At 74.4% G+C, this 25,331-nt stretch carries 21 protein-coding genes; 6 read left to right on the top strand and 15 right to left on the bottom strand.

The genetic code is table 11. The features are described from left to right. Window positions 1-214: 214 nt before the first annotated feature. Window positions 215-1,255 carry a substrate-binding domain-containing protein gene (locus ACFVYI_RS06460; RefSeq protein ID WP_387882009.1) on the bottom strand — a complete coding sequence of 347 codons (1,041 nt, stop codon included), beginning with the start codon at window positions 1,253-1,255 and terminating at the stop codon, window positions 215-217. A 389-nt stretch (window positions 1,256-1,644) separates the two neighbouring features. On the opposite strand from ACFVYI_RS06460, the gene ACFVYI_RS06455 reads away from it, so the two are divergent. Next, complete coding sequence (locus ACFVYI_RS06455) at window positions 1,645-3,723, top strand: alpha-galactosidase (protein WP_387882008.1); 2,079 nt, start codon at window positions 1,645-1,647, stop codon at window positions 3,721-3,723. Between the two features lie 138 nt (window positions 3,724-3,861). Next, window positions 3,862-5,955 (top strand): NPCBM/NEW2 domain-containing protein, encoded by a 2,094-nt coding sequence (locus ACFVYI_RS06450; RefSeq protein WP_387882007.1) that lies wholly within the window; start codon window positions 3,862-3,864, stop codon window positions 5,953-5,955. 89 nt (window positions 5,956-6,044) lie between these two features. Here the strand turns inward: ACFVYI_RS06450 and ACFVYI_RS06445 are convergent, their stop codons facing one another. The 10 genes from ACFVYI_RS06445 to ACFVYI_RS06400 all read right to left on the bottom strand — a co-directional run bounded on the left by ACFVYI_RS06445 (window position 6,045) and on the right by ACFVYI_RS06400 (window position 16,636). Then, window positions 6,045-6,551, bottom strand: a complete 507-nt coding sequence (locus ACFVYI_RS06445; RefSeq protein ID WP_387882006.1) for a DUF6328 family protein — start codon at window positions 6,549-6,551, stop codon at window positions 6,045-6,047. Window positions 6,552-6,704: 153 nt separating this feature from the next. Beyond that, the gene (locus tag ACFVYI_RS06440; RefSeq protein WP_387882005.1) at window positions 6,705-8,285 is read right to left on the bottom strand and encodes a threonine/serine exporter family protein; all 1,581 of its coding nucleotides are present in this window, start codon (window positions 8,283-8,285) and stop codon (window positions 6,705-6,707) included. 270 nt (window positions 8,286-8,555) lie between these two features. Beyond that, window positions 8,556-8,852 carry a hypothetical protein gene (locus tag ACFVYI_RS06435; RefSeq protein WP_387882004.1) on the bottom strand — a complete coding sequence of 99 codons (297 nt, stop codon included), beginning with the start codon at window positions 8,850-8,852 and terminating at the stop codon, window positions 8,556-8,558. A gap of 165 nt (window positions 8,853-9,017) precedes the next feature. Beyond that, window positions 9,018-10,253, bottom strand: a complete 1,236-nt coding sequence (locus ACFVYI_RS06430; RefSeq protein ID WP_387882003.1) for a beta-ketoacyl-[acyl-carrier-protein] synthase family protein — start codon at window positions 10,251-10,253, stop codon at window positions 9,018-9,020. Further along, entirely contained in the window at window positions 10,250-10,516 is a 267-nt protein-coding gene (locus ACFVYI_RS06425) for a phosphopantetheine-binding protein (RefSeq protein WP_387882002.1), read from the bottom strand. The genes ACFVYI_RS06430 and ACFVYI_RS06425 overlap by 4 nt, the downstream gene beginning before the upstream one ends. Next, entirely contained in the window at window positions 10,513-11,613 is a 1,101-nt protein-coding gene (locus ACFVYI_RS06420) for a beta-ketoacyl-ACP synthase 3 (RefSeq protein ID WP_387882001.1), read from the bottom strand. Before ACFVYI_RS06420 ends, ACFVYI_RS06425 begins: the two co-directional genes overlap by 4 nt. After that, complete coding sequence (locus tag ACFVYI_RS06415) at window positions 11,610-12,449, bottom strand: SDR family NAD(P)-dependent oxidoreductase (protein WP_387882000.1); 840 nt, start codon at window positions 12,447-12,449, stop codon at window positions 11,610-11,612. Before ACFVYI_RS06415 ends, ACFVYI_RS06420 begins: the two co-directional genes overlap by 4 nt. 26 nt (window positions 12,450-12,475) lie before the next feature. Then, window positions 12,476-13,552, bottom strand: a complete 1,077-nt coding sequence (locus ACFVYI_RS06410; RefSeq protein WP_387881999.1) for a 3-oxoacyl-ACP synthase III family protein — start codon at window positions 13,550-13,552, stop codon at window positions 12,476-12,478. A 13-nt stretch (window positions 13,553-13,565) separates the two neighbouring features. Beyond that, window positions 13,566-15,524, bottom strand: coding sequence for a hypothetical protein (locus ACFVYI_RS06405; RefSeq protein ID WP_387881998.1), 1,959 nt, complete (start codon window positions 15,522-15,524; stop codon window positions 13,566-13,568). Then, complete coding sequence (locus tag ACFVYI_RS06400) at window positions 15,521-16,636, bottom strand: acyltransferase domain-containing protein (RefSeq protein ID WP_387881997.1); 1,116 nt, start codon at window positions 16,634-16,636, stop codon at window positions 15,521-15,523. Before ACFVYI_RS06400 ends, ACFVYI_RS06405 begins: the two co-directional genes overlap by 4 nt. Window positions 16,637-16,868: 232 nt before the next feature. On the opposite strand from ACFVYI_RS06400, the gene ACFVYI_RS06395 reads away from it, so the two are divergent. Continuing rightward, window positions 16,869-18,254, top strand: a complete 1,386-nt coding sequence (locus ACFVYI_RS06395; protein WP_387881996.1) for a hypothetical protein — start codon at window positions 16,869-16,871, stop codon at window positions 18,252-18,254. 62 nt (window positions 18,255-18,316) lie between these two features. Here the strand turns inward: ACFVYI_RS06395 and ACFVYI_RS06390 are convergent, their stop codons facing one another. Next, the gene (locus tag ACFVYI_RS06390) at window positions 18,317-18,451 is read right to left on the bottom strand and encodes a hypothetical protein (RefSeq protein ID WP_387881995.1); all 135 of its coding nucleotides are present in this window, start codon (window positions 18,449-18,451) and stop codon (window positions 18,317-18,319) included. Window positions 18,452-18,935: 484 nt separating this feature from the next. After that, window positions 18,936-19,376, bottom strand: a complete 441-nt coding sequence (locus tag ACFVYI_RS06385) for a nuclear transport factor 2 family protein (RefSeq protein ID WP_387881994.1) — start codon at window positions 19,374-19,376, stop codon at window positions 18,936-18,938. 151 nt (window positions 19,377-19,527) lie between these two features. On the opposite strand from ACFVYI_RS06385, the gene ACFVYI_RS06380 reads away from it, so the two are divergent. After that, window positions 19,528-20,100, top strand: a complete 573-nt coding sequence (locus tag ACFVYI_RS06380; protein WP_387881993.1) for a TetR/AcrR family transcriptional regulator — start codon at window positions 19,528-19,530, stop codon at window positions 20,098-20,100. A gap of 262 nt (window positions 20,101-20,362) precedes the next feature. Here ACFVYI_RS06380 and ACFVYI_RS06375 read toward each other — a convergent pair whose 3' ends face one another. Further along, the gene (locus ACFVYI_RS06375) at window positions 20,363-20,665 is read right to left on the bottom strand and encodes a putative quinol monooxygenase (protein WP_387881992.1); all 303 of its coding nucleotides are present in this window, start codon (window positions 20,663-20,665) and stop codon (window positions 20,363-20,365) included. Window positions 20,666-21,296: 631 nt separating this feature from the next. On the opposite strand from ACFVYI_RS06375, the gene ACFVYI_RS06370 reads away from it, so the two are divergent. Then, the gene (locus tag ACFVYI_RS06370; RefSeq protein WP_387881991.1) at window positions 21,297-22,826 is read left to right on the top strand and encodes a flavin monoamine oxidase family protein; all 1,530 of its coding nucleotides are present in this window, start codon (window positions 21,297-21,299) and stop codon (window positions 22,824-22,826) included. Continuing rightward, window positions 22,823-24,232: a glutamate-cysteine ligase family protein gene (locus tag ACFVYI_RS06365; RefSeq protein WP_387881990.1), complete on the top strand. Its 1,410-nt coding sequence runs from the start codon at window positions 22,823-22,825 to the stop codon at window positions 24,230-24,232. The genes ACFVYI_RS06370 and ACFVYI_RS06365 overlap by 4 nt, the downstream gene beginning before the upstream one ends. A gap of 135 nt (window positions 24,233-24,367) precedes the next feature. On the opposite strand, the gene ACFVYI_RS06360 is transcribed toward ACFVYI_RS06365, so the two are convergent. Then, complete coding sequence (locus tag ACFVYI_RS06360) at window positions 24,368-25,282, bottom strand: spherulation-specific family 4 protein (protein WP_387881989.1); 915 nt, start codon at window positions 25,280-25,282, stop codon at window positions 24,368-24,370. Window positions 25,283-25,331 lie beyond the last annotated feature (49 nt).

Here is a 25,331-nt window from a genome sequence, read left to right as displayed (position 1 = left end):
CGGGTGATCGCCCACTCGTCGAGCGGACGAAGGGCGTGGCCAGGGGCCGCCTCGGCCGAGGGCTCCGAGCTCACCCGGGCGTGAGTTCGCGGAGCCGCTGGCAGAGAATGCTCGACGACAGGCCGTCGCACCGCGCGAGCAGTACCCGGGCGCCGAGCGGGTCGTCACCGGGTGTTCGCCCGCGGGGGCGGGCGGCCACCCGGGTGACGACCGGTCAGGCGCAGGTGACCCCGGCGCTCTTCCAGCTGGCGGCATCGACCATGGTGGTCTTGGCGAACGCCTCGGCGGGCATCTCCTTGCCGCTCTTGAGCCTGTCGTACATGGTCTGGACGGCGAGCGCGCCGACGTCCTTGCCGTTGATGAACAGGGCGGCCTTCATCCCGGAGGGCTGGGTGCCGCTCCAGTCCTTGCAGGCGAGGTAGGCGCCGAGGCCGACGCCGATCACGTTGTCGGCGCTCAGGCCGGCGTTGCGCAGGGCGGTGACGCCGCCGTGCACGTTCTCGTCGTTGCAGCCCACGACGACCCAGTGCTTCACGCCGGGCTTCGTGTTGATGATCGCGGCGACCTTGTCCTGGGCGCCGGTGGGGGTGTTGTCGGTGGCGACGTCGATGGTCTGGACGCCGGGGGCGACGGCGCCGAAGGCCTCCTTCGCGGCCTTGACCCGGTCTCCGCAGACCGTGACGTCCTGCTTCCAGGCCGCGATGACCCGCGTCTCCGCGGGGTTCCAGCCCGCCGCCTTGTACTCGTCGGCGGCCCGCTTGCCGACCTCGGTGCCCATCTGGGTGCCGCTGAAGCCGACGCGCGGGACGAGGTCGCTCTTGGCGCAGACCGCCGGGTCCGGGCCGGTGGCGCAGACCTGGTCGTCCGAGGTGAGGAGCGCGACCTTGGCGTCCTTGGCGGTCTGCACGACCTGCGGGCCGACGGCCGGGTCCGGGACGACGACGATCACCCCGTTGGTCTTCTGGGCGATGGCCGCCTGCACCTCGCTGACGGTCTTGTTGGCGTCGCTGCCGAGGTTCACCACCTTGAGGTCGATGCCGAGCTCCACGGCCTTCGCCCGGGCGCCCGCGGCCTCGCCGACGAAGTACTCCTGGTCGCCCTGCTTCTGCAGGTAGGTCAGCGAGATCTTGCCGTTCACCGGGGCCACCGCGGCACCGCCGGTGGACTCCTGGCCGTTGGAGCAGGCGGTCGTGGTCAGGCCCAGCGCGAGCAGGAGGCCGACGGAGGTGGCACGACCGGTGGTGCTTCGGATCATGGGGGGAACGCTCCTTTGTGCCGGTCGGGGGCTCCGGCACGGGGTGGGGATCGTGGGTGGCACGTCGAACAGGCCAGGGCTGAGGGCATGTTCGATAAGCAATCAGAACCAAACGGATTTCAACGTGATGTGAAATATCACATGACTCGTCGATCCCTCGTCAAGCACGTTGTCACGCCGAGATCAACCTGTGACATGACGCGGCGCGGAAGGGCATCCACCAGATCACCCGGGCTGGGCCGGCCTCATCGACGGCTGCGTGCACGGTACTTGAGCACGAACTGCTCGTATGCCTATGCTGCGTTGCTTTCTGTTGGGACTTCAAACAGAAAACAACGGCAGTGGCTTGCCGATCCCCCACCCCACTTGCGCACCCTGGAGCGCCCCCCATGCGGATACCCCTGCCCCGCGCACTACCCCGCGCCCTGGTCGCACTGGCCCTCGCGGCGACCGGGCTCGGCAGCGTCGTCCTCGGCTCCTCCACCCCCGCGGCGGCCCTGGACAACGGACTCGCCCTCACCCCGCCGATGGGCTGGAACTCCTGGAACACCCTGGGCACCGCGGTGACCCAGGAACAGGTCGTCCAGACCATCGACTTCATGTCCGCCAACGGGCTCGTCCAGGCCGGCTACGACACCGTCACCATCGACGACGGCTGGTCGCTCGGCCACCGCGACGGCCAGACCACCGACCTGGTCAAGAACTCCTACGGCGCGATGCAGCTCTACGACGCCAACCACAACCCCGTCAGCGGCACCGACGGCAACGGGTTCGACCCGACCACCGGCCACCTCGTCCCCGCCCCGGACCGCTTCCCGGCGCGCACCGTCAACGGGCAGACCCTGAACGGGATCCAGTACCTGTCCTGGTACGCCCACAGCAAGGGCATGAAGTTCGGCCTCTACGCCACCGACACCTACACCACCTGCCAGGGCCGCCCCGGCAGCCTGGGCCACGAAGCCACCGACGCCGCCGACTTCGTCGCCTGGGGCGTGGACTTCGTCAAGTACGACGACTGCCCGTACGGCCCGCCGATCGTCGGGCCCGACGGGCACAACTACGGGACGCAGGGCGAGGGGAGGGAGCTGACCCGGTCCATCTACACCCGGGTGCGCGACTTCCAGCGGGCGCTCGACGCCGCCTCCCAGGCCCAGGGGCGCCCGCGGGTGGCCCTCAGCGTCTCGGCGCAGCCGGTGCACTCCGGGATCCCGTACCTGCTGGCCTCCGACGACCCGGCCCGCACCGACCCGGTGGTGGTCGCGGCCGGCACGCCCGCGTTCCAGGCACCCGGCTACGCCCCGACCGGGGTGTGGTGCGGCCAGGTCGCCAACCTCTGCCGGATCGGTGGTGACCGCGGCCCCGACCTGGAGGGCGTGCTCTACAACGGCCAGCTGCAGACCGCCCTGAAGTACCCGGGCAACGCCCGACCGGGCAGCTGGAACGACCTGGACATGATGTTCGCCGGCTGGGAGGACCCGTACGGCGTGTACGGCCAGACCGACACCTGCACCTGCCACAAGCCGATGTCCCTGACCGAGTCGCGCAGCGAGATGTCGATCCTCGCCATGATGGCCTCCCCGCTCATCTCCGGCGCGGACCTGCGCACCGCCGCGAACTCCCAGCACACCAAGGACGGCCTCACCTGGTCCACCGGCATCAGCGCCGACAAGCTGGCCGTCTACAAGAACACCGAGGTCATCGCGATCGACCAGGACCGGCTCGCCAGGCCCGCCACCCTGGTCGGCGCCCCGCCCGCCGGCAGCACGGCGCCGGTCGTCCTCAAGCGGCAACTGGCCAACGGTGACACCGCCGTGCTGCTGATCAACCAGGACCCGGCCGGCTACCGGAACATCTCCACCAGCCTGAGCGACCTCGGCCTCACCGGCCCCGGCTACTCGGCCAAGGACCTCTGGACCGGCTCCACCGGCAACGTGACCGCCGGCCTCAGCGCCCAGGTGGAGCCGCACGGCGTCGCCCTGTACCGCCTCAAGGCCCTGCCGGGCACCGTCCCGGCGACGGTCGTCGGCGACGGCCGCTACCACGGCATCAGCGCGGGCGGCACCGGCGGCAAGGCGCTGGAGGTCCAGGGCACCTGCAGCGCCCCCGACGGCTCGCCCACCGACATCAACACCTGGTGGGACACGCACACCTCGGAGCAGTGGAACTTCGCCGCGAACCCCGACGGCACGGTGCGCATCACCGACAACTGCTACACCGGCACGCAGAACCACGGCACCCTCACCGGCGCCGCGGCCGGCCAGCCCGCCCGGGCCCAGAACGCCTACGACCCCGGCAACCCGGCCCAGAAGTGGCGCGTCGTCCAGAACACCGCGACCGGCGCGCTGACCATCACCAACGTCGCCACCGGTCTCGTGCTGGCCGCCCCGCAGAGCGCCGCGACCTCCCCCGTCGTCCTCGGCCCGGCCGACGGATCGGCGGCGGGGCAGTCCTGGAGCCTGCTCTCCTGACGCTCCCCTCCCCCTGTTCCCCCCGGCTCCGGCACCTGTGCCGGAGCCGGGGTACTGCCCATCCACCACACCGTCCCTGGAGGACCTTTGCGCTCCCCCAGCACCTCACCGTTACGTCGCACGGCACTCTCGCGCCGCATGGCATCGGCACTGACGGCCGTGACCCTCCTCACCGGCGGCGGCGCCCTCGCCGTCGGACTCCAACTCGCCACCGCGCCACCGGCGCTGGCCCTGGACAACGGCATCAACCTGACGCCGCAGATGGGCTTCAACAACTGGAACTCCACCCTGTGCGGCGACCAGTTCGACGAAGCCATGATCAAGGGCATCGCCGACGCCTTCGTCGACAAGGGCCTCAAGGCCGCCGGCTACCAGTACGTCAACCTGGACGACTGCTGGGCCCTGCCGGAGCGCAACGCCGCCGGCGACCTCGTGCCCGACCCGGTCCGCTTCCCGCACGGCATCAAGGCGCTCGCCGACTACGTCCACGGCAAGGGCCTCAAGTTCGGCATCTACTCCAGCGCGGGCGACCACACCTGCGACGTCCGGGGCTTCCCCGGCGGCCTCGGCCACGAACAGCAGGACGCCCGGCTCTGGGCCTCGTGGGGCGTGGACTACCTCAAGTACGACAACTGCCACAACCAGGGGCTCGACGCCAAGACCCGCTACAGGACGATGGGCGACGCGCTGAAGGCGACCGGCCGCCCGATCCTCTACAGCATCTGCGAGTGGGGCAGCACCGGCCCGTGGAACTGGGCGCCCTCGGTCGGCAACTCCTGGCGCACCACCGGCGACATCAGTGACACCTGGCAGAGCATGATCTCCATCGCCCAGGCGAACCAGGGCCTGGCCGGCTACGCCAAGCCCGGGGCCTTCAACGACCCCGACATGCTGGAGGTCGGCAACGGCGGCATGACCGCGACGGAGTACCGGACCCACTTCAGCCTCTGGGCCGAGATGGCCGCGCCCCTGATGATCGGCACCGACCTGCGCACCGCCGCGCCGGAGACCCTGGAGATCCTGACCAACGCCGACGTGATCGCGGTGGACCAGGACCCGCTGGGCCGGCAGGGCTCGGTGGTCTCCAGCGAGCAGGGACTGGTCGTGATGTCCAAGCCGCTGGCCGACGGCGCCCGGGCGGTCACCCTCACCAACGAGGGCTCCTACGACACCACCATCACCGCCACCGCGCAGACCCTCGGCATCGGCGGGGCGGACTCGTACACGGTCAAGGACCTGTGGTCCAAGAAGACCACCACCGGCAACGGGACCGTCAGCGCCACCGTGCCGGGACACGGCACCGCGATGTTCCGGGTCACCCCGAGCTCGCCCGTGCCCCCGCCGACCGGGGTCACCCAGCTGAGCGACCTCCCGTTCGGCTCCGCCGCCAACCAGTGGGGACCGGTCGAACGGGACCGCAGCAACGGCGACCACCAGCCCGGTGACGGACAGACCATCAGCATCCGCGGCACCACCTACGCCAAGGGCCTGGGCGTGCACGCGGCCAGCGACGTCGCCTTCCACCTCGGGGGCGCCTGCCGGAGCCTGGTCACCGACGTCGGGATCGACGACGAGGCCTACGGCAACGGCTCGGTGGTGTTCCGGATCTACAAGGACGGCGCCAAGGTGGCCGACAGCGGCACCGTCACCGGGAAGGATCCCGCCAAGCGCCTCACCGCCGACCTGACCGGCGCCACGACCGTGCGCCTGGTGGTCACCGACGCCGGCGACGGCACCCGCTACGACCACGCCGACTGGGCGGGCGCGCACGTCGCCTGCGGCAGCGGTCCGGCCACCGGCACCTACCCGCTCTCCAGCCTCGCCTGGTCCTCCGCCGGCAACAGCTGGGGCCCGGTCGAGAAGGACATGAGCAACGGCGACAACCAGGCCCGGGACGGACGGACCATCACCATCGCGGGCACCACGTACGCCAAGGGCCTGGGCGTCAACGCGCTCAGCGAGGTGGTCTACTACCTCGGCGGCTCCTGCACCTCGCTCACCACCGATGTGGGCGTGGACGCCGAGGCGAACGGCCGCGGCAGCGTCTCCTTCGAGATCTACAAGGACGCCACCAAGGTCGCCGACAGCGGCCTGATGACCGCGAGCTCCGCCGCCAGGCACCTCACCGCCGACCTCACGGGCGCCGACGAGCTGCACCTCGTGGTCACCGACGGCGGCGACGGCACCAACAGCGATCACGCGGACTGGGCGAACCCCGTCCTCACCTGCTGACGGTCGCACGACCCGACGGCGCGGTGCCGGCCCCGGCCGGCACCGCGCCCGGGCGGCCACCCGGGTGACACGGACGGATCCGCGCGGTGTCAGCGCCGGCGCGCGGCGGTGCGGCGCAGCACGATCTGCGGCAGCACCAGCCAGGTGGCGGTGAACCAGGCCAGCACCGCACCGCTGAGGATCCACGCCACCGCCGGGTCGCCGGTCGCGGTGCGCAGCAGCAGGAGCAGGGCGCCGCTGATAGTGAGGGCGAGGGTGACGAGGCCGGTGGCGATGAGCCGGCCGGCCACCCGGATGAGCTCGGGTTTCATGCCGTGGCCGGCCAGGAAGCGGTGGAAGGCCACGGGTGCGACGAGTGCTCCGGTGGCGAAGGCACCGAGGACGACGGTGGCGACGTACAGGTTCTTGTCGAAGTCGGGCAGGTCGGCGAAGAGCGGGGTGAAGGCCACGCTGATGAGGAAGCCGAGAAGGATCTGTGCGCCGGTCTGGGCCACCCGGACTTCCTGGAGCGTCTCGGCCCAGAGGCGGTCCGCCCGTTCCTGAGGTGTCTCGTGGCGGCCGGATGCCGCCGGGCCGTCGGGCCCCGTCGCCGTCACCGCTCGCCTCCTCCGCCGCCGTGGCCGCGCCGCCACCGGTCATCGCCGAACCTACGTCCGTCGGCCGGGCGCCGCCTGCCGAGGCGGCAGCGGCCGAGCCACGGCCGGTGACCGATGCGGCTCCGGCCCGCGCTCGCGGCGGTCACCGCGGCCTCAGCGGCGGTGGCGTCCGACGGGCCGCCGCGAGGTGAACACCGGCCCCGAGGCCGGGAGGAAGAGCCGGGCCACCTCTCCCCCGAGGTTGACGCCGATGGCCAGGGCCATCGCCGTGGCGCACGCCCGGCCGACCCAGGTGCACCCGGCTTCGGGCCGGCCCTGGACGAAGGCGAGCATGCCGAAGTACAGCACCGAGCCGGGCATCAGCGGCCCGAGGGCCGCCGTGACGTGCGGCAGCGCGGACATGGCCCGGTAGCGGGCCATCAGCTGGCCGAACAGGCCCACCAGTCCGGCGGCGAGCCCGGTGGCCAGGATCGGCTCGACGCCGGCTTCGGCGAGGACGGCGTAGGTCGTCCAGCCGACGGCGCTGTTGAGGGCGACCAGCGTCAGGGTGGCCCGGTCGGTGCGCAGCAGTACCGCGAAGGCCAGGGCCAGCAGCATCGCGGCCGCCAGTTGCAGCGGCGGGTTCACCGTGCTGCCCGGCGTCGCGTCGGGGGTCAGGTCCGCGTCGTTGCTGACGCCCAGGTACAGCACCGTCATGACGCCGATCACGATGCCGGCCATCAGGTACAGCACTTCGACGAGGCGGGCGGCCGCGGTGAGGTAGAAGCCGGTCAGGCCGTCCTGTGCCGCGGCCACCAGGGGGCGCCCGGGCAGCAGGGCGAACAGCCCGCCGGTGATGACCACGGAGCCGCGCAGGTGGAGCCCGTTGAGCGAGAGCAGGCTGCCGATCGCGGCGGCGGGTGTCGCGGCGATCACGAAGCAGTAGAACTCGGGCAGGTCGTGGCGGGCGACGAGGGCGGCCAACCGCTCTCCCGTCAGGGCTGCGACGAAGGCGGACGCGAAGACCAGCCAGGCCCGGCCGTCGGACCGGCCGCCGACCAGCAGGGTCGCCGAGCCGGCCAGCAGCCCGGAGGCGAGGACGAGGAACCACCCGGGGTACGGGGGCCGCCGGCGCGCGGTCAGGGCGGCCAGCCGGCGGCAGGCGTCCTCGGCCGCCACCTCGCCGGCCGTGATGGCCGAGACCAGGCGGAAGACGGCGGCGAGCCGGGTGTAGTCGCTGGCGGGGCGGCGGACCGCCCGTTCCGCCGTCAGGGGAGCATCGTCCGGCGTCGGCTGGTAGGAGATCGCCACCAGGGTGAACGTCACTTGCGGCTCGCAGGGGTACACGCGGTAGGCATGGGCGACGCCCAGCATCGCGCCCTCCACGTCCTCGGCGGACTCACCGCTGGCGAGCAGCGACTCACCCACGCGCAGGGCGAGGTCCAGGACGCGCGACGCCTCGGCCGGCCCGGGCCGCTGCTGCGGCTCGGCGCCGGCGAGGACCGGGCGTTCGGCCATCGGCGTACGCACCAACGGGCGCATCCGGTCCGGCCAGGGGGTGGCTCCGCGGCCGGCGCGACCGGGAGCGGGGACGCTCTCCCCCTCGGCCGGCGGCCGGGGGGCGACCAGCCCGCCGCTGGCGCCCTCGGGCCGGGATCCGCCCGGCGCGGCGCGGTGCGGGCCGGGGATCGCGCCCGGGGCCGGCCCGTCGTCACCGACGCCGGGCCGACCGCTGGGGTGACGTTGCTTCGACACCGCCGCTCCTCACCGTCGTGCCGCGCGCCGTACCGGGTGCCGGCGGCGGGGTGTGGCCGCGTCGAGGCGGGGCAGGACCGTCACCGACTCGCTACGCATGGTGATTGATCTGCTACCCATGGTGACTTGAATGGGAACGCTCAAGGCGGCGCGCGCACGGCGCCCCGGAGTTCGGCGGGCTCCGTGCGCTCGGCCGACCGGGTGGCGCCGCAGCACCCCACCGCGCCGGTCGCCCCCTACGACCGGCGCACCCCGGGCGGGCGAAGGGGGTTACCCGGTCACCACGTTGAACACCGGGTAGACCTTCGGCTGCACGTCCGGAGCGCCGACCTCGCGCAGGATCGGCCTGATCACCTCGCCGAACCGCTCGAACGCCTCCGCGGACTCCCAGACGTCGGCGACGAACCACCCGTCGGGGGTGGGCGCGGCGGTGTGCGAGATGAGTCCGGGCACGGGCCAGTCGGCGGGGCTGTTGAGCCCGCCGGAACCCCCGCTCACCATGACGGTGGTCCGCTCGTAGGCGGCCTGGGTCATGCCGGGCAGTTCGAACATCACGAGGATCGCCATGGTGGGCTCCACTACGAAGAGGTTTACCGTGTGCGGCCCAGTCGACCATCCCGGACGGTCACCCGCGCGCTGGTCTGCGCCGGACAGGCGGGGCGGCCCCGGGCACCCGAGCTTCGTGGCCTCGCCTCCGGCCGGCAGTCGTGCCGGCGCGGCGGCCCGTGGGCGCTAACCGCCCGGCGCGAACGCCAGTGCGGTGTTGTGCCCTCCGAACCCGGCCGAGGTGCTGAGCGCGAGCCGCACCCGCTGCCGCCGGGGCCCGCCGTGGACGAGGTCGATCCGGCCGGTGTCCCGGTCGGGCTCCGCGAAGCCCGCGGTGGCGGGCACCGTCCGGTGCTGGACGGTCAGCACGGTCAGGGCCGCCTCGACGGCTCCGGCCGCGCCCATGGTGTGGCCCAGTGCCCCCTTGGCGGAGGTGACGGACGGCGGGCGGTGGGCGAACAGTCGCTCGATCATGCCCGCCTCGGCCCTGTCGTTGAGCCGGGTGCCGGTGCCGTGCGCGTTGACGTGGTCGACGTCCGCCACGCCGGCGCCGGCTTCGGCCAGGGCCTGCCGGACGGCCGCCTCCAGACCGCGGGCCTGCGGATGCGGGGCCACGGGGTGGTGCGCGTCGGCCGCCGACCCGACGCCGACCAGCAGGGCCCGGATCGGCACCCGCCGGCACACCGCGTCCGCGTGACGCTCCAGGACGGTGAAACCGGCCCCCTCTCCGAGGACGAAGCCGTCGCGGCGCCCGTCGAAGGGGCGCGAAGCGTACGCGGGATCGCCATGGCGCGAGAGCGCCCCCATCCGGGCGAACGCGGCGACGCAGACCGGGGTGATCATGGCATCGGTGCCACCGGCGAGGGCGATGTCACAGGCCCCGGCGTGCAGCAGCAGGGCGGCGGTGTGGAGGGCGGCCGCGCCGGACGCGCAGGCGGTCGCGGTGTGCAGCACGGGGCCGGTGGCACCCAGGTCGATGGCGAGCTGACCCGCCGCCATGTTCGGCAGGAAGGCGGGCAGCGCCAGCGCGGACACCGCGGCCGCTCCCCTGACGGCGAACCGCTGCGCCGCCTGCTCGTAACTGCCCACGCCTCCGGCGGCCGACCCGAGGACCACGGCGACCCGGGCGCCGTCCCACTCGGCGGGTCGCAGTCCGGCGTCGGCGACGGCCTCCCGCGCGGCGACCAGGGCGAAGTGGGTCGCACGGTCCAGCCGCCAGGAGTGGCGGCCGCCGATCAGCGCCCTGGCGTCGAACCGGGGCACCCGGCAGGAGATGCCGACCGGCAGTCCCGCGAGCTCCGGATCGATCGCCGCCGTGGCGCGGGCGTCGAGGACGCCCTGCCAGGTCGGGCCGGTCCCGGGACCGGCCGGGGTGACCAGGCCGATCCCGGTGACCGCGAGCGGCGGGCGCGCCGCGCTCATTCCGGCGCCCCGGGCTGCCCGGTGGCCTCGGCGATCAGGGCGTGGACGCGGTCGACGAGCCGGCCCACCGTGACCTCGGCCGCGGAGTCGCGGTCGTCGTCGAGGCCGATGCCCCAGTGCTCCTGCAGGCTGACGACCAGTTCGACGCGGGCGAGCGAGTCGAGGTCCAGGTCGCCGAGCGCGGCGTCGTCGTCGATCGTCTCCCTCGGGACCTCGAACTGTCCGGCGAGCAGGGCGACCAGGTGTTCGCGTACGGGGTTCACGGGGTGCCGACCTCCTTGGGGTCGAGGTGGTGCGGGCGGGCCTGCGGAGCGGCCGTGCGCACGGTGACGTCGGGCCAGAGCAGCGTCGCGGAGGCCCAGGTGAGGCCGCCGCCGAAGGCGGTGAGCAGGGTCGGGGCGCCCGGCGGGCAGACGCCCCGGGCAGCGGCGTCCGCCAGGGCGAGCGGAACGGACGCGCCGGCCGTGTTGCCGACCTCGCGGATGTTGCCGAAGCGGTGCTGCGGTGCGATGCCGAGCCGGTCGGCGACGGCGTCCAGGATGCGCTGGTTGGCCTGGTGGCCGATGAAGGCCCGGACGTCGCCCGGGTGCCAGCCGGTCGTGGCCAGCACGGTGGCGGCGGAGGCGGCCATCCGGCGCACGGCGTGCGCGTAGACCGGTCGGCCGCGCATCCGGAAGTAGCGCTCCTCGCGCCGCAGGCCGCCGGAGCCGGGCAGCCGCGTCCCGCCGCCGGCGACGGTGATCAGGTCGCTCCCGGCGCCGTCGCTCCCCCAGTCGGTCTCCAGCAGGGCGCCGGGCTCGGTGGGGTCGCCGCGGCGGAGCAGCACGGCGGCCGCCGCGTCGCCGAAGAGCGGTGCGGTGTCGCGGTCGAGCGGGTCGATGATCGCCGAGTACTTCTCCGCCGCGACCACCAGGGGTGCCCGGCAGGTCCCGCTGCGGAGCAGGGCGGCGGCCGTGGTCAGGGCGTAGAGGAAGCCGGAGCAGACGGCCGCGAGGTCGAAGGCGGGGACGGGCCCCAGGCCGAGGCGGTGCGCGACCTCCGGCGCGGTGGCCGGGCAGGGGCGGTCCGGCGTGGTCGTGGCGAGCAGGAGGAGGTCCGGCCGCGGACCGGCGGGGTCGAGCGCGGCGGAGTCGAGCGCGGCGCGGGCGGCGGCGGTGGCCAGGTCGCCGGTGCTGACGTCGAAGGCGGCCAGCCGCCGGCGGTGGATCCCGGTGCGGCTGGCGATCCACTCGGCGGTGGTGTCCAGGCCGCCCCGCTCGATGACCTGACGGTTGGTCACCACCAGGGGCGGGAGGCTGGCCCCGACCCCGGCGATCACCGCCGCGGGCCGGCCGGCCGCGGGCCCGCCCGGGGAGGTCATGGCGCGAGGAACGGGGAGCGCGGCTTGGGGATGCCCGCCAGACCGCCGTCGGGCACCGACAGGCCCCCGTCCAGGGCGACGGCCTGTCCGGTGAGGAAACCGGAGGCGGGCGAGGCCAGGAAGAGCGCGGCCGTGGCGACCTCCTCCGGTTCGGCCCACCGCCCCAGGGGCACGTGGGCGAGCAGCCAGTCGCTGAGCGCGGCGTCGGTGTGGACGGCGGCCGTCATGTCGGTGCGGACCCAGCCCGGACACAGGGCGTTGACCCTGATGCCGGCGCGGGCCCACCCGACGGCGAGGCTGCGGGCGAGCGACACCTGGGCGGCCTTGGTGGCGGCGTAGACCTCCATCAACGGCGTCCCCACCAGGCCGGCCACGGAGGACATCAGGACGAGACTGGCGCCGTCGGACCGGGCCAGGTACGGGTGGGCGTGCCGGCAGATCGCCGCGGTGGCGTTGAGGTTGACCGCGACCACCTCGTCCCAGACCGGCTGCGGGAGGTGCTGCAACGGCGCGAGGAGCGCGCTGCCGTCGGGCTCGGCGGGCAGGATCCCGGCGTTGTGGACGACGATGTCGAGCCCGCCCAGGGCCTCGGCGGCGCGGTCGACGAGCACCGCCTGGCGCGAGTCGGCGAGGTCGCCCGGCACGAGGGCGGGGCTGCCGGTGTGCTCGGCGACCAGGTCGGCGGTGTGCTTCAGCCCGGCGGCGGTGCGGGCGGACAGGGCGAGCCGCGCTCCGGCCTGGGCGAGCGCGACGGCGACGGCCTGGCCGATGCCGCGGGAGGCGCCGGTCACCAGCGCGCGTCGGCCGTCGAGGCGGAAGTGGTCGAGGACGGTCATGGGGGAGCTCCTCTGCTGCTGACGCATCAGGACGCGGTGGGTGCGGTGGGGACGGCGGGTCCGGTGGGTGGGGTGGACGCGGTGGCGTGCCGGGCGGGCGCACCGGTCCAGGTGAGCAGGGCGCTGCCCCAGGTGAGGCCGGCGCCGAGCACGCAGACGAGCAGGCGGGCGCGGTCGGGCAGCAGACCCCGGGACGCGGCGTCGGCCAGCGCGAACGGGGCGGAGGCCGCGCCGATGTTGCCGGTGCGGTCGCCGGTGATGTGGAGTCGCTCGGGCGGGATGCCGACAGCGGTCGCGACGGTGCGCAGGAGCAGCGGGTTGGGCTGGTGGGTGAGGAAGGCGTCGATGTCGTCGAGGTCGAGGCCGTGCTCGGCGAGGGTCTCCTCGACCATGCGCGGGAAGACCTCGGTGATGAAGTCCCGCACGGCCCGGCCGTCCATGTGGATGTGGTGCAGGCCCGCGGCGAGGGTCCGGGCGCTCGCGGGGATCCGGCTGCCTCCGCCGGGGATGAGCACATGGTGCGCTCCCCGGCCGTCCGAGCCGAGCCGGAAGCCCCGAAAGCCCGCCTCCCCGGGCACCGGGCCCAGCACGGCGGCGGCCGCGCCGTCCGCGAAGAGCACGGCGGTGCCCCGGTGGGCGGGGTCGACGAACTTCGAGTAGGCCTCGACGCCGACGACCGCCGCGTACCGGCTGCCCGGGGTCGTGGAGAGCCAGCCGTGGGCGACCTTGGCCGCGAACAGCCAGCCCGAGCAGGCCGCACTGACGTCCAGTGCCACGGCGTTCGCGGCGCCGGTCAGGGCCTGGACGCGGCAGGCGGTGGCCGGTCCGAGCTCGTCGGGGGTGGAGGTGGCCAGGACGAGGAGGTCGAGCCGCTCCGGCGGGATGCCGGCGGCCTCGCAGGCGGCGAGCACGGCCGCGGCCGCGAGGTCGGAGGCGGCCTCGCCGCCGGCCGCCACATGCCGTTCGACCACGCCGGTGCGCTCGACGATCCACGCGGCCGAGACGCCGGCGAGGCGGCCGACCTCGGTGTTTCCGCGCACCTGCGCGGGCAGGTAGGTGCCCATCCCCAGGATGCCGATCGCGGGCGCGGTGCTCTGGTTCACGCTGTGCTCCTGGTCAGGTCTCGGGCTGCGGGAGGGGTGCCGTGGGAGGGGTGCCGAGGGCCCCGAGCAGTTCGGCGGGGTAGTCGGGCCCGTCCAGCGCGGAGGGGGCGAGGGCCGCGCCGGGGTCGAGGGCGGCAACGATGTCCGCAAGGGCCGGTAGCAACCGGTCGCACAGCGTGTCCATGGCGGCCGGGAAGGCACGCACGGCTGCGGGTTCGAGCACACCGGTCGCCAGCAGCGGCCCGGCCAGCCGCCGGGCCCGGCGCAGTCCCGCCAGGGCCGCGAGGTCGTCGGCCTGGGGCACGGGCCACTCCGGTCCGTCCGGGCCCGTCGCGGCGGCGGCCGCCAGCCCGCAGGCCTGGACTTCTCCCAGCACCAGGGCATCCGCCAGGAGCGGATTCCACAGGTCCAGCGCGCGGTGCCCGGCCGCGACGCCGGCCGCGAGCGCCGCCGCGAGGTCGTCGGCGAGGCGGTCCCGCAGCGCGGCGACGACGGCCGGCCACCACGCGGCGTCGGTCGGACCGGCCGGTGCGCCGTACGGGCCGGTCGGTCGGCCCCACGCGGCGTCGGTCGGACCGGCCGGTGCGCCGTACGGACCGGCCGTCGGTGCGCCCCGACCGGTCCGCTCCTCGACCAGGGCGCGCCCGGCGTCCAGCAGGATGAGGGTGTTGTCGCCGCCCGCGTTGTCGAAGGCCCGGGCGAACCCGAGGTAGCCGGCGAACCGGTTGCCGTCGAAGAAGCCGGACACGCCGCAGCGGTGCTGCAGGCCGTCGATCAGCTCGGCGACGGCCCGCGTGCTGTGCGCCTTGTAGAGGGCGAGCGCCCGATCGACGCCCGCCCACGGCGAGAAGGTCATCGCCGCGTCCGCTCCGGCGGCCGGCCCGGCGGTGCGCACGGCCGCCCACGCGGAAAGGGCAGCCCGTGCGGTACGGCGCAGGGAGTAGGCCTCGGCCAGTGCGCCGACGACGGCGTGCTGCTGGGTGCGGTACTCCAGGAGGGAGCGTCCCGGGGCCAGCCGGCCGTGACTGCGCCGGCCGGCGCTGAACCGCCAGGCCATGGCCGCGCTGCGGCCCGCCAGACCCGCCATGGCCGAGGGCAGGGTGGCCCACAGGCCCTGACCGCAGCTCAGGGTCCGCTGCAGGCGGGCGTCGGGGCGCGGCTGCGGGTCGTGCAGCACCCCCGAGGCGTCGATCGTGGATCCGTCCGCGAGCCAGCGGTCGTGGCCCACGCGCGCGCCGTGGAAGCGCACGAGGCCGTAGGGCAGGGGGAGGGCCTCCACGGCGATCGGGTCCGAGATCGAGACGCCCGGCGCGGGGCGGCCCTCGGCATCGGTGATGTCGACCAGGAAGGAGAACACCCCGCCGTCCCGCCCGTTCACCACCAGCCTGGCGCAGACCACCGCCTGCTGGGGCAGCCCCGGCGCGGCCACCGAGGAGAACTTCGCGGCCCGGTCGTCGGGGGTGCGCAGGACGAACTCTCGGCGCGCGGCGTCGAAGTGCGCCTCGGTGCGGATGCCGAGGTGGCTGCCGGCCTCACCGATCTCGGTGACCATGAAGGAACCCTTGGTCCGGGCGTGCGCCAGGCCCCCGGACGGGTCCGCACGCCCGCCGCCGAGGAGTACCAGCGATCCCACGCACAGCGTGTAGTGGGAGAGGAAGGTCTGGTAGAGCGGCGGATCGGCGACGGCCGTCGCCTCGCCGAGGGCGGCCAGGAGTTCGGCGTCGGTGACCACGTCGGCGGCGGGGGGCAGCACGGCCGCCAGCCGGATCAGCCGTTCGTGGGCACGGGTGTCGGCGCGCAGGGCGGCCGGGCCGTCGGACGGCTGGTCCTCCGGTGTCCGGGCGTCCGGTGTCCGGTCCTCCGCCAGGAGCTTGCCGAGTTCGCCCGCCCGTCCGGGTGGCAGGAGTGTCGTCAGGCGCGCCACGACGTCCGCGGCGCCCGGTCGGTGCTGATCCCGGTGTCCGGTGTTCACGAGTCCCTCTCTCCTGTGGTGCTCCGGCGGGCGTCGGTCACGGTGCGGCGGGGACGGGTGTCCTCCCTGCCCGGCGGGTCGCAAGGCGGTCGGGGCCGTGGCAGCGGGACGGGCCACTCGCCGTCGAAGACCGGGGCCAGGGCGCCGATGTGCGGGGTGGCCAGCCGCACGCTGGTGGTCAGCGTCCGGCCGGTTCCCGCCTCGACGACCAGCGAGGCTCCGGCCAGCGCCGGGCCGAGCACCGCGGGGAGCGAGAAGGCGCGGACCAGACAGGCGGACAGCGCCCGCGGCAGATCCGTGTCCCGCTGATAGGACCGCCCGGCGACCACCGAGTAGACCGGCCGGCGCGGCGGTTCGAGGCGCAACCTCCGGGCGTAGTGTGCGAAGGCACCGGCCTCACGGGCGAGGGCCGGGTGGTGGCTCATGAACGGCAGCCGCAGGCGCTGGACGGCGACGCCCTGACGCCCGGCCAGCGACTCGACCTCGGCGAGGCCGGCCAAACTGCCGGAGAGCACCGTCTCCGCACCGTGGTTGACACACGCCACCACGACCGAGCCGGCTCCGGGCCCGGCCTCCGCCAGCAGCCGACGGGCCCGGCGCTCCGCCGCGCCCACCAGCGTCATGCCGCCTCCGGCGCCCGTCAGCAACTGTCCGAGCCGGCAGGCCAGTCGGGCGCCGTCGGCGATAGGGCAGCAGCCCGCCGCGGTGAGTGCGGGGATCTCGCCGAAGCTGACCGCGAGGATGCGGTCCGCCCGGAGGCCGTCGGCTTCGAGGGCGCGGTGGACCGCCACCGAGACGCCGAACAGGGCGAGTTGGACGGTTCCGGGCGACTCGCCGGCCAGCCCGCTCGTGCTGAGCACCGGCCCGACCGCCCCGAGCGCCGACCCACCCGTCCCGAGCGCCGGTGGCGCCGCCAATCGCGGGCCGATCGGCGCGACGCCGAACTCGGCGGCGACCGTGTCGGCTTCGCCGAACACCTCCGCCAGCGCCCGCGCCAGCGACGGGACCCGGGGAAGGACCCGCAGCAGCGGGGTCAGGCTGAAGTCCCCCTGGCCGGGGAACATGTGGACCACCCCACGGGTGCTGGTGGGGCCGTTCGGGCCGGTGATCACGGGCGCCGCCTCGACATCGGGGCGCTCCGGGAGGGAACCGCCGACACCACCGATGGTGAGGCCGTTCGCCGGTCGCGTCGCACCGCGCCGACCCCCGGCCTGTCAAGACTTACGCTCCGTCAATTCTCCTTGTCCGCAGGAAAATCCGACGTCCTCCTGGCTAGCATGGGCAGTGCATGCAGGGGCCCGCCCGGACACGGGAGCCCCGTGCCCCGGCCTCCCAGGGGGAGACATGACCGGCCGCCGTATCCCCAACACCCGTCTCAGGGAACTCCTCGGAGAGGCCCGCTGGACCGGCGAGGAGCTGGCCCGCGCCGTCAACCGGTCCGCCGCCGAGGCCGGCATGAGCCTGGCCTACCGGAGAGCCTCCGTCCACCAGTGGATCACCGGCGCGGAGCCCCGCCGGCCCGCCGCGCACTTCGTCTGCGCCGCACTGACCCGGCGCCTCGGGCGTACCGTCACCCTGGCGGACGCGGGGTTCGCCTCGCCCCGGCCGGACGCCGCGGTGGCGGTCTCCGACCGGGACGCGCTCCGCCGCCTCGCCGCGGCGGCAAGCGTCCCGGACCGGCACGGCGGGCTCCTCGCCTACCGCCCGCTGTCGGCCGAGGAGTACGTCACGACACTCGTCCGGCCGACGGACGGCGGGTCGGTGGTCGGCGACCGGAGGACCGACCGGCCGGCGGACCACTTCGGCCACCCCGGAGGGGAGACCGGCCCGACGGACGCCGAACCGGACGTGCTCAGGCAGGTGCTGACCGTCTTCGCCACCGTCGACCGCGCCCAGGGCGGCGGCCAGGCCCGCACCGCACTCGCCTCGCTGCTCGCCACCCTGGTGGCGCCCATGCTCGGGCGCCCCTACGGACCCGTCCGGCACGCGCGGCTCCTGGGCGACGCCGCCCGGCTCAGCTACCTGTGCGCGTTCATGCACGTCGACGACGAACTCAACGGCCTGGCGGGATGGTACTACCGGATCAGCCTCGCCCTCGCCCACCGCGCGGGCGACCCCGCCGCCCAGGCGATGGCGCTGCGGGCCATGAGCGCCCAGGCCTACGAACTCGGCCGCCCCCGCCAGAGCCTCCGGCTCGCCCGGGCCGCCGCCGACTGCCCCCTCGACGCGGCCCCGCCCCGGTTGCGCGCCTCGGTCCTGGGTCAACTCGCCCTCGCCGAAGCCGCAGCGGGCAACGGGACGGCCGCCCTGCGCCATCTCGACGACGCGCGCGACCTGCTCCCCCGCATCGTCGGTCCACCGCCGCCGATCGGCGACTACCACCGGTCGTCCTGGGACCACCAGCGCGCCCTGGTGAGGGCCGAACTCGGCGACCTCGCCGGGGCGATCAGCTCCCTGGAGGCGTCCACCGCCCGCCGGCCCCGGGCCGAGGCCCGCTCCCGTGCCATCGTCCTCAGCCGGCTGGCCGAACGACAGTTGGCCGCCGGACACGTCGAGAACGCGTGTGCCGCCTGGCACGAGTTCCTCGACCTCTACCCGCTGCTGTCCTCGCGCCGGGTCCACGCCGCCAGGGCGCGGCTGCCCGGTCTCCTGCTCCCCCACCGGCAGCGCCCGGCCGCGGAGCACCTCATCCGGCGCGCCGCCGCCCTGCGCCCCGTCCGACCACAGTGACCCGGGCACGGACCCAGGGCGCGGCCCGGTCGAACAGCGGACCGATCCGACCGTGGGCCCGATCAGACCGTGGCCAGGCCGAGGCCGTAGAACGTCACCGCGTAGGCGCCGATGTCCCCCGCCTCGCCTCCGAGCAGCAGGTCGTCGACCGAGGCCACTCCCTGGGCCCGCGCCGTCGCCACGACCATCTCGGCCAACGCACGCCCCGCCGGCACGCCGGGGCCGCGTCGGGCCCGGCACCCGCCACCGTCACGGCCAGCTCCAGATACGCCTCGTCGTCGACGTACCGGCGTTCGGACGGCCCGACCGCCCGAAGCCTCGGTCCACCCGGTGACGCCGGGTCGGTGACGTGCTCCCAGCGCAGACCCAGCTCCTGGACGAGTGCCCGGGCACCGTCCTCGCTCCAACCCCCGGTCCCCGCACCGCCGAGCCGGTGGGCCAGTTCGGCGAGCGGTTCGCCCGCGACGGTGAGGTGTTCTTCGATCACGGGGCAATTCTGCCCTTCGGGCGTCCGGCTGCTGCGTCCGGCCCGCGCGTACGAAGCCGGGCCGGCCGTCCGCACCGCTGCGGCAGGTCATCGAGTCGATCAACGAGATCTTCCAGGGGCCGCCCGGCCCGGAGCGCCACCGTGGCCGCACCCCGCGCGACGCGATCGCCGGCGACCGCAGCCCTGCGGTCGCGCTACGGGCGGTCCAGCGCCGCCACCAGCTGCGGCAGATCACCGCCGGCCACGATGAGGGCGAGGTGGTCGTGGAAGTCCCTGCTACTGACGATCAGGCCGTCGCGGACCCGCAGCACCTGGATGTTGGCGGTCTCGAAGTTCCGCCCGCTCACGCGGTGGTGCACCTGGTAGTCCCATTCGGCGACGATCACCTCCGGGTCGTCGGTCTGCCGGACCACCACGTTCGTCGCGGTCAGTTCCACGGGCGAATGCGCGGCGACGGCCGCGAACCGCTCCTTGAGTGCCGCCCGCCCTTCGATGCGGCGCGGCCCGACCGGCTCGAAGACGGTCTCCACTGCGGCGTCCTCGGCGTAGAGCTCGGCCAGCTCCGAGTACCGCCCTGCGGTGATGCCCTGGAGCAGCCGCTGGAAGACCTCGCGCGGTGACAGCGTTTCGGACATGATCAACCTCCATCGGTGACCGTCGCTACAATCGGACTGGCGACTCAGGTTACCGACGATACGGACTGGCGACTCCGCTTGTCCAGGGCGGCGGCCGTGCCGTCGGAGCAGGCTTCGGAGAAGCCCTCGGAGAAGCTGAGGAGTGGAAGACATGAGCGGCGCTCAGGAACGCCCGCTGCGGGCGGACGCGGCCCGCAACCGGGCCAGGCTCCTGGACACCGCCACGGAGGTGTTCACCACCCGTGGCGTCGGCGTACCCACGGAGGAGATCGCCCGGGCCGCCGGGGTCGGGGTCGGCACGCTCTTCCGGCACTTCCCCACCAAGGAAGCACTGCTGGAGGCGGTGATGGTGCGCAGACTGGAGGAGATCGCCGCCCGGACCGCGCAGCTGGCCGCCGAGGCCGATCCGGCCGAGGCCTTCTTCGCCTCCTTCCGACTGGTGATCGACCGGTCAGCGGGCAAGAGCGACTTCACCCGGGCACTCGCCGGGGCCGGCATGGATGCACACGCGGCCCTGCAGGAGTCGAACACGGTGATCAGGGAGCAGCTGGCCGGACTGCTGGCGAGGGCACAAGAGGTCGGGGCGGTCCGCCCGGAGCTGGGCCTACCGGAACTGGTCGCCCTGCTGGCCGGCACCAGCACGATGACGGAGCACCTCACGGCGGACCCGGCAGCCCGGGAGCGGATCTTCGAGGTGATCTTCGACGGACTGCGGCCGCGCTGAACCGGCCGGTGCGCAGCTACACCACCCGCCACGCCGGAGACGGACGGACCGAGCTGCTCATCGCCCCCGGTCACAACCGGACCCGGCCCGGCGGCCCCGACGCGCCACTCGACCGCCGGGAGAGCATCCCGGCCGTCGTCGACGCCCTCGAAGCGCAGGCCGGCGCCCCGGGCCCGCAGTTCCTGGACCGCCACGGCGAGACCGAGGCAGCCGGGGGGCCGCGCCCCCTCCTCACGCTGCCGGCGCCGGGGTCGTCGGCGGTTCAGGAAGGCTTGGCGGCCAGGATGTCGACGGCGCGGATGCTCGGCTCGGTCGCCAGCAGCCTCGGGGCGACCTCCATCAGCGCGGCGGCGATCGGGCCCTCCAGGTGCGCGGCCCGCCCGGCCTCGTCGGCGAAGGTGTCGAAGATCCCGAACACCGTGGGGCTCTCCCTGAAGGCGAACCAGGTCAGTGTCTGCTCCTCGGCCCGGGCCGCGTCGAGCGCCCCGCGCAACAGTGCCGCGACCTCGTCCGCATGCTCCGGCCGGGCTTCGATGCGAGCCAGCAGACCGTTCTTCGATGGCATTGCGCTGTTTCTCCGATCATGTCCGAGGGGCCGCCGCGTGCGTCGACGGCATCGGAGCAACCGGTAGCACGGCGGGCCGGCACAATGCGGTGTCCCCGCACCGGACGGGGCGCTCCTTCACCTGTTCGGTCGCGGCCCGGCCGTGCCGAGGGCCGCGATCCGCAGCGGAGGTCTCGTGGCGGGCGGCGCCCTCCTGGTGACGGGGAACTGACGGGATGTCGACCCACCTCGGTCGGCGAGGGCCGGTTTCGCGGGGTAGACGCCCGAAGCCCGGTACCGACTCGGCGGTCCAGGGGGATCCGCCGAGGGTGTGCCGGCGGACGGTGAGCAAGCGCTGACGGCAAGGACGGCCACGACGGCGTGGACGGAGCATCGCGCCTTCGATCCGCCTTCGGTACACGAAGGAGCCGCTTCGCCGACCGGTGGAGCCCCCTCAGCGCGTGGCACCGTCCCTCGAACGGCCGACCGCCGCCGCGCCCCGGTGGGCCTCGGGATCGCCGCCGGCCGGGGCACGGCGGCGGATACCGGGCCGGGCCGTCACAGCGCGTGAGCGTTCCGGGTGGCCGGTACCGGCAGCCTGTCCGAGGCTGGGGCATGACCGCCAGCACGCCGCTCTACCGGAGGGGTACCGATGTTCGACGAGAGCTTCGCGTATCCGCACCACCTGCTGGGCCGGACCGCCCACGCCCGCCACCGGGTCGCCGTGATCGGCGCCGGCGTGGCGGGCCTGGTCTGCGCGTACGAGCTGCACAGCCGCGGTTTCGACGTCGCCCTGTACGAACGCGCCAGCCGACCGGGCGGCCGCGTCCGGACCCACCGGTTCTGGGACGGCACGCACGCGGACCTCGGCGCGATGCGCATTCCGGGCAACCACCACTGCGTGCTGCACTACGTCCGGCAATTCGGCCTCGCCACCCGGCCGTTCGTCAACCACAACCCGGCCGCCCTCTACCACCTGCGCGGCCGCCGGGCCAGGGTGCGCGACGCCCACGCGCTCTTCCCCGCGTTCGCGCTGCGCCCCGGTGAACAGCAGTCGCCGACCGGCCTGCTCGACCGCCTGCTCGGCGCGGTCTGGGCGCAGCTCGGCGTCACCCGGCAACTCCGCGTGCTGCGCGGTCACTGGGACGACCCGGCACTCGAAAAGCTGCTCTCGGTGTCGCTCTGGCAGTTCGTCAGCGAGCAGCTCTCCCAGGAGGCCTGGGACTTCGTCGGGCACGCCAGCGGGCTGACCCACTACGAGCAGTCGTCGCTGCTGGAGGTGCTGGTCGACTACTTCGGCCTGTTCCACACCGGCCAGCTGGAACTGGTCGACGGAACGGACACCCTGATCCGCGCCTTCGTCCGCGAACTGCCGCCCGGCACCCTCCGGTTGTCCACACCGGTCGAGGAGCTGGCGGTCACCGGGACGGGCGTGACGGTCCACGGCACCCGACTGGGCCGGCCGTTCACCGACCACGTCGACTTCGCGGTGTGCTGCGTCCCGGCGCCCGTGCTCGAACGGATCACCGTCCGGCCCGGGCTGCCGAACCCGCAGCGGCACGCCGTCCGCGGCATCAGCTACGCCAGCAGCGCCAAGACCCTGCTGCACGTGACCCACCGTCGCTGGGAGTCGCAGGACGGGATCTTCGGCGGCGGCAGCTTCACCGACCTGCCGATCCAGCAGTGCTGGTACCCCTCGGACAACGCCCGCGCGGTGACGCACCGCATCGACGGCAGCGGCGGCCTGCGCTGGGTGGCCCGGGACCGGCAGCGCTCCGCGGAGCCCTCGGCTCTGCTCGGCGCCTACCTCTGGGGCGCCAACGCCCGCCGCTTCACGGCCCTGGCACCGGCCGACCGCGACCGGCTGGTCCTGGACTGCCTGGAGCAGCTGCACCCCGGCATCCGCGCCGACGTGGACGACATCGTGCACTGGAACTGGGACGAACAGGCCGGCGTGGGCGGCGCGTTCGCCCACCTCGCTCCCGGTGAGCACCTGCGTCACCTGGCCGTGCTCGGCGACCCGCACCCGCTCGGGGATCCGCGGATCTTCTTCGCCGGCGAGCACCTGTCCGGCGCGCACGCCTGGTGCCAGGGCGCCGCGCAGTCCGCCCTCGCGGCGGTCGGTCGGCTGCTCGACCGCGGGCGCCAGGTCGCGGTCGCCGCCACCGCGAGGGTGGCATGACCGAGCCTCCCCCAGCCGGCCGCCCCGGCCCGCGAGCAGCCGGTCCCGCCGACGTGCCCGCGCTGGGCCGCGAGGACCTGCGCACCCCCTTCGCCCGCACCGGCGCGCCGCTCGAACGCGTCGGGCTGGAGATCGAGAACGGTCTCGTCGACCCGGAGACCGGCCGCGCCGCGCGGTACGAGGGCCCGCGCGGCGTTCGTGCCGTCCTGGCGACGGCGCTCGCCGAGTGGGACGGCGAACCGCAGACGGACACCGGCCGGCTGACCGGCGTCACCCTTCCCGACGGCAGCCAGCTCAGCCTGGAACACGGCGGCCAGCTGGAGTACTCCTCCGCCCCGGTCGTCGGCCTGGGCCGGGCGGTGACCGATGCCGAAACCGCGTTGCGCCGACTGGCGGTGCTGGCCGACCGGTTCGGCCTGGCACTGTTGCCGGGCGCCCAACTGCCGTTCGAACGCCCGGACACCGTCTCATGGGTCCCGATGAGCCGCGGCGCCGTCATGCGGGACTACTTCGCCCGCACCGGCGAGCCGGCCGCGCGGGCCACCACGATCATGTCGATGTCGCTCTCCACCCAGGTGCACCTGGACCACCTCTCGGCCGCGGACTTCACCCGCAAACTCCGGATGCTGGTCGCGGCCGCCCCGGTGGTGGCCGCCCTGCTCGTCAACTCGCCGATCGCCGGAGGCCGTTCGAACGGAATGCTGTCACACCGTTCGTACAACTGGCTGCGGATGGACCCGCGGCGGTGCGGCCTCCTGCGGCCCGCACTGCGCCCGGACGTGAGCGTCGACGACCTCGTCGACTGGGCGCTGCGGCTTCCGATGATCTACTACCGGACGGCGGACGGCCGCTACCGGCTCGCCCCGGACCGGCCGTTCGCCGATCTGCTGACCAGCGGCTTCGACGACGGCACGACACCGACCCCCGCGCACTGGGCCGCCCACCTCTCGCAGATCTGGACGGACGTCCGGGTGCGCCGCACGTTCGAACTGCGCAGCGCCGACGGACCGCCCCACCACGGCATCCCGGCGCTGCCGGCCCTGTGGGTCGGGCTCGGCTATCACCCCCCGTCCTGCCAGGCCGCCTGGCAGCTGCTGCGCCACCACACCGCCGGCGAGTACCAGGCCCTCCTGGACGCACTCCCGTCCGAGGGCCTGCGCGCCCGCCTCGGCGACTCACCGGTCGGCGAGCTCGCCGCCGAGCTGCTCCGCCTGGCCCGCGCGGGCCTCACCGCCCGGGTCCGGACCGGACTCGAACCCCCCGAGGTGCTCGCCCACCTCGACCCGCTGGACGAGATCCTCGCCACCGGCCGCACCTTCGCCGAGCAGTGCCTCGCCCGCTGGGAGGGCGACCTGCGGGGCGACCCGCGCCGGTACGTCGCCGCCTACCGCGTCCGCGCCCGGTAGGCGGCCGGTCGCCGGTGGCAGCGGGACGCCGGCCGGTCGCCGGTGGCTCCGGGCACCCCGCGAGCCGCCCCGGCCCGGGAGTGCGCGAGTCGCACACCCGGGCCGGGGCGGGCCTGAGGACGGCGGCCTGCCGCGTCAGCCCTTGGTGGCCGCGTGGCCGGTCTCGGCGGCGAATCCCCAACCCGGGGTGGCGTCCCAGGGGATGTCCATGCCGTCGTCGGTGGCGTAGACGTAGCCGGCGCCACGGGTGAAGGCGGTGTCCAGGGCGGTGCGCATGGCAGTTGCGTCAGGGGTGTCGTAGACCAGGTGCCAGAACGCCGTGCCGCTCGGGTCGAGGGTCGCGCCGGAGTAGTAGCCGGCGGTGTAGTTGAAGACGTTGCCGCCCAGCCAGCCGCCGGTGTAGTCCGCGTAGCCGCCCTCGAAGGTCACGAAGACGTCGGCCGTGCGGTGGCCGGGCTCCAGGTAGCAGTCCGCGACCGCGGTGCCCGGATTGTCCACGACCAGGTCCTGGGCCTGCGGCGAGATCGCGTAGACGGTCTCCTGGACGTAGGCGCGCAGCTCCGCGTAGTAGTCCCGGGTGGAGTTGCCGGCCCCGCAGTCGCGTTGGGACTGGTCGAAGAAGATGCCGTCGACGTGCAGCCGGTGGTCGGCGGTCTTGAGGTAGTTGTCCACGGTCGCCCGGACCGCGGCCTGCGCGAGCGTGCCGTGGGCCGTGTCGACGTAGCCCAGCACCCGCGTGCGGCCGCCGTGCGCGGTGACACCGGCCCGCAGGGCGTCGGCCTGCGTCTGCCAGGTGGCGTCGAACGGGGCGTAGCCGTTGTAGGGGTTGAGGATGACGATCGACGGCGCCGGGCGGGTGGTCGGCAGACCGGTCAGCATGGGGTCGCCCGGCAGGACGTAGGCCGGGACGGCGACCTCCAGGCCCCGCGGTCTGTCGGCGGCCACCGCACCGGCCACACCGGATGACGCCGACGCGGCGGGCGCCGTCATGGTGACGGTCAGTGCCGCGCCGGCCAGAAGAACGGGCAGGGTCTTGGTGAACGAACGCATCGTGTCCCTTGATCGGTGAGTCGGGAATCGGGAGTCGGCAGTCGGAGGG

The sequence above is a fragment of the Kitasatospora sp. NPDC058218 genome, from assembly GCF_042882445.1.
GTDB lineage: Bacteria > Actinomycetota > Actinomycetes > Streptomycetales > Streptomycetaceae > Kitasatospora.
The sequence above is the reverse complement of the archived record's forward strand: the minus strand, read 5'-3'. Positions and strand labels throughout refer to the sequence as shown.

What these genes read in the sequence shown, in the direction of transcription:
- ACFVYI_RS06420 (WP_387882001.1), bottom strand. Translation starts at nt 11,613, where the DNA reads ATGACCTCCCCGGGCGGGCCCGCGGCCGGCCGGCCCGCGGCGGTGATC.
- ACFVYI_RS06370 (WP_387881991.1), top strand. Translation starts at nt 21,297, where the DNA reads ATGTTCGACGAGAGCTTCGCGTATCCGCACCACCTGCTGGGCCGGACC.
- ACFVYI_RS06460 (WP_387882009.1), bottom strand. Translation starts at nt 1,255, where the DNA reads ATGATCCGAAGCACCACCGGTCGTGCCACCTCCGTCGGCCTCCTGCTC.
- ACFVYI_RS06385 (WP_387881994.1), bottom strand. Translation starts at nt 19,376, where the DNA reads ATGTCCGAAACGCTGTCACCGCGCGAGGTCTTCCAGCGGCTGCTCCAG.
- ACFVYI_RS06415 (WP_387882000.1), bottom strand. Translation starts at nt 12,449, where the DNA reads ATGACCGTCCTCGACCACTTCCGCCTCGACGGCCGACGCGCGCTGGTG.
- ACFVYI_RS06455 (WP_387882008.1), top strand. Translation starts at nt 1,645, where the DNA reads ATGCGGATACCCCTGCCCCGCGCACTACCCCGCGCCCTGGTCGCACTG.
- ACFVYI_RS06365 (WP_387881990.1), top strand. Translation starts at nt 22,823, where the DNA reads ATGACCGAGCCTCCCCCAGCCGGCCGCCCCGGCCCGCGAGCAGCCGGT.
- ACFVYI_RS06435 (WP_387882004.1), bottom strand. Translation starts at nt 8,852, where the DNA reads ATGGCGATCCTCGTGATGTTCGAACTGCCCGGCATGACCCAGGCCGCC.
- ACFVYI_RS06375 (WP_387881992.1), bottom strand. Translation starts at nt 20,665, where the DNA reads ATGCCATCGAAGAACGGTCTGCTGGCTCGCATCGAAGCCCGGCCGGAG.
- ACFVYI_RS06395 (WP_387881996.1), top strand. Translation starts at nt 16,869, where the DNA reads ATGACCGGCCGCCGTATCCCCAACACCCGTCTCAGGGAACTCCTCGGA.
- ACFVYI_RS06360 (WP_387881989.1), bottom strand. Translation starts at nt 25,282, where the DNA reads ATGCGTTCGTTCACCAAGACCCTGCCCGTTCTTCTGGCCGGCGCGGCA.
- ACFVYI_RS06380 (WP_387881993.1), top strand. Translation starts at nt 19,528, where the DNA reads ATGAGCGGCGCTCAGGAACGCCCGCTGCGGGCGGACGCGGCCCGCAAC.
- ACFVYI_RS06450 (WP_387882007.1), top strand. Translation starts at nt 3,862, where the DNA reads ATGGCATCGGCACTGACGGCCGTGACCCTCCTCACCGGCGGCGGCGCC.
- ACFVYI_RS06430 (WP_387882003.1), bottom strand. Translation starts at nt 10,253, where the DNA reads ATGAGCGCGGCGCGCCCGCCGCTCGCGGTCACCGGGATCGGCCTGGTC.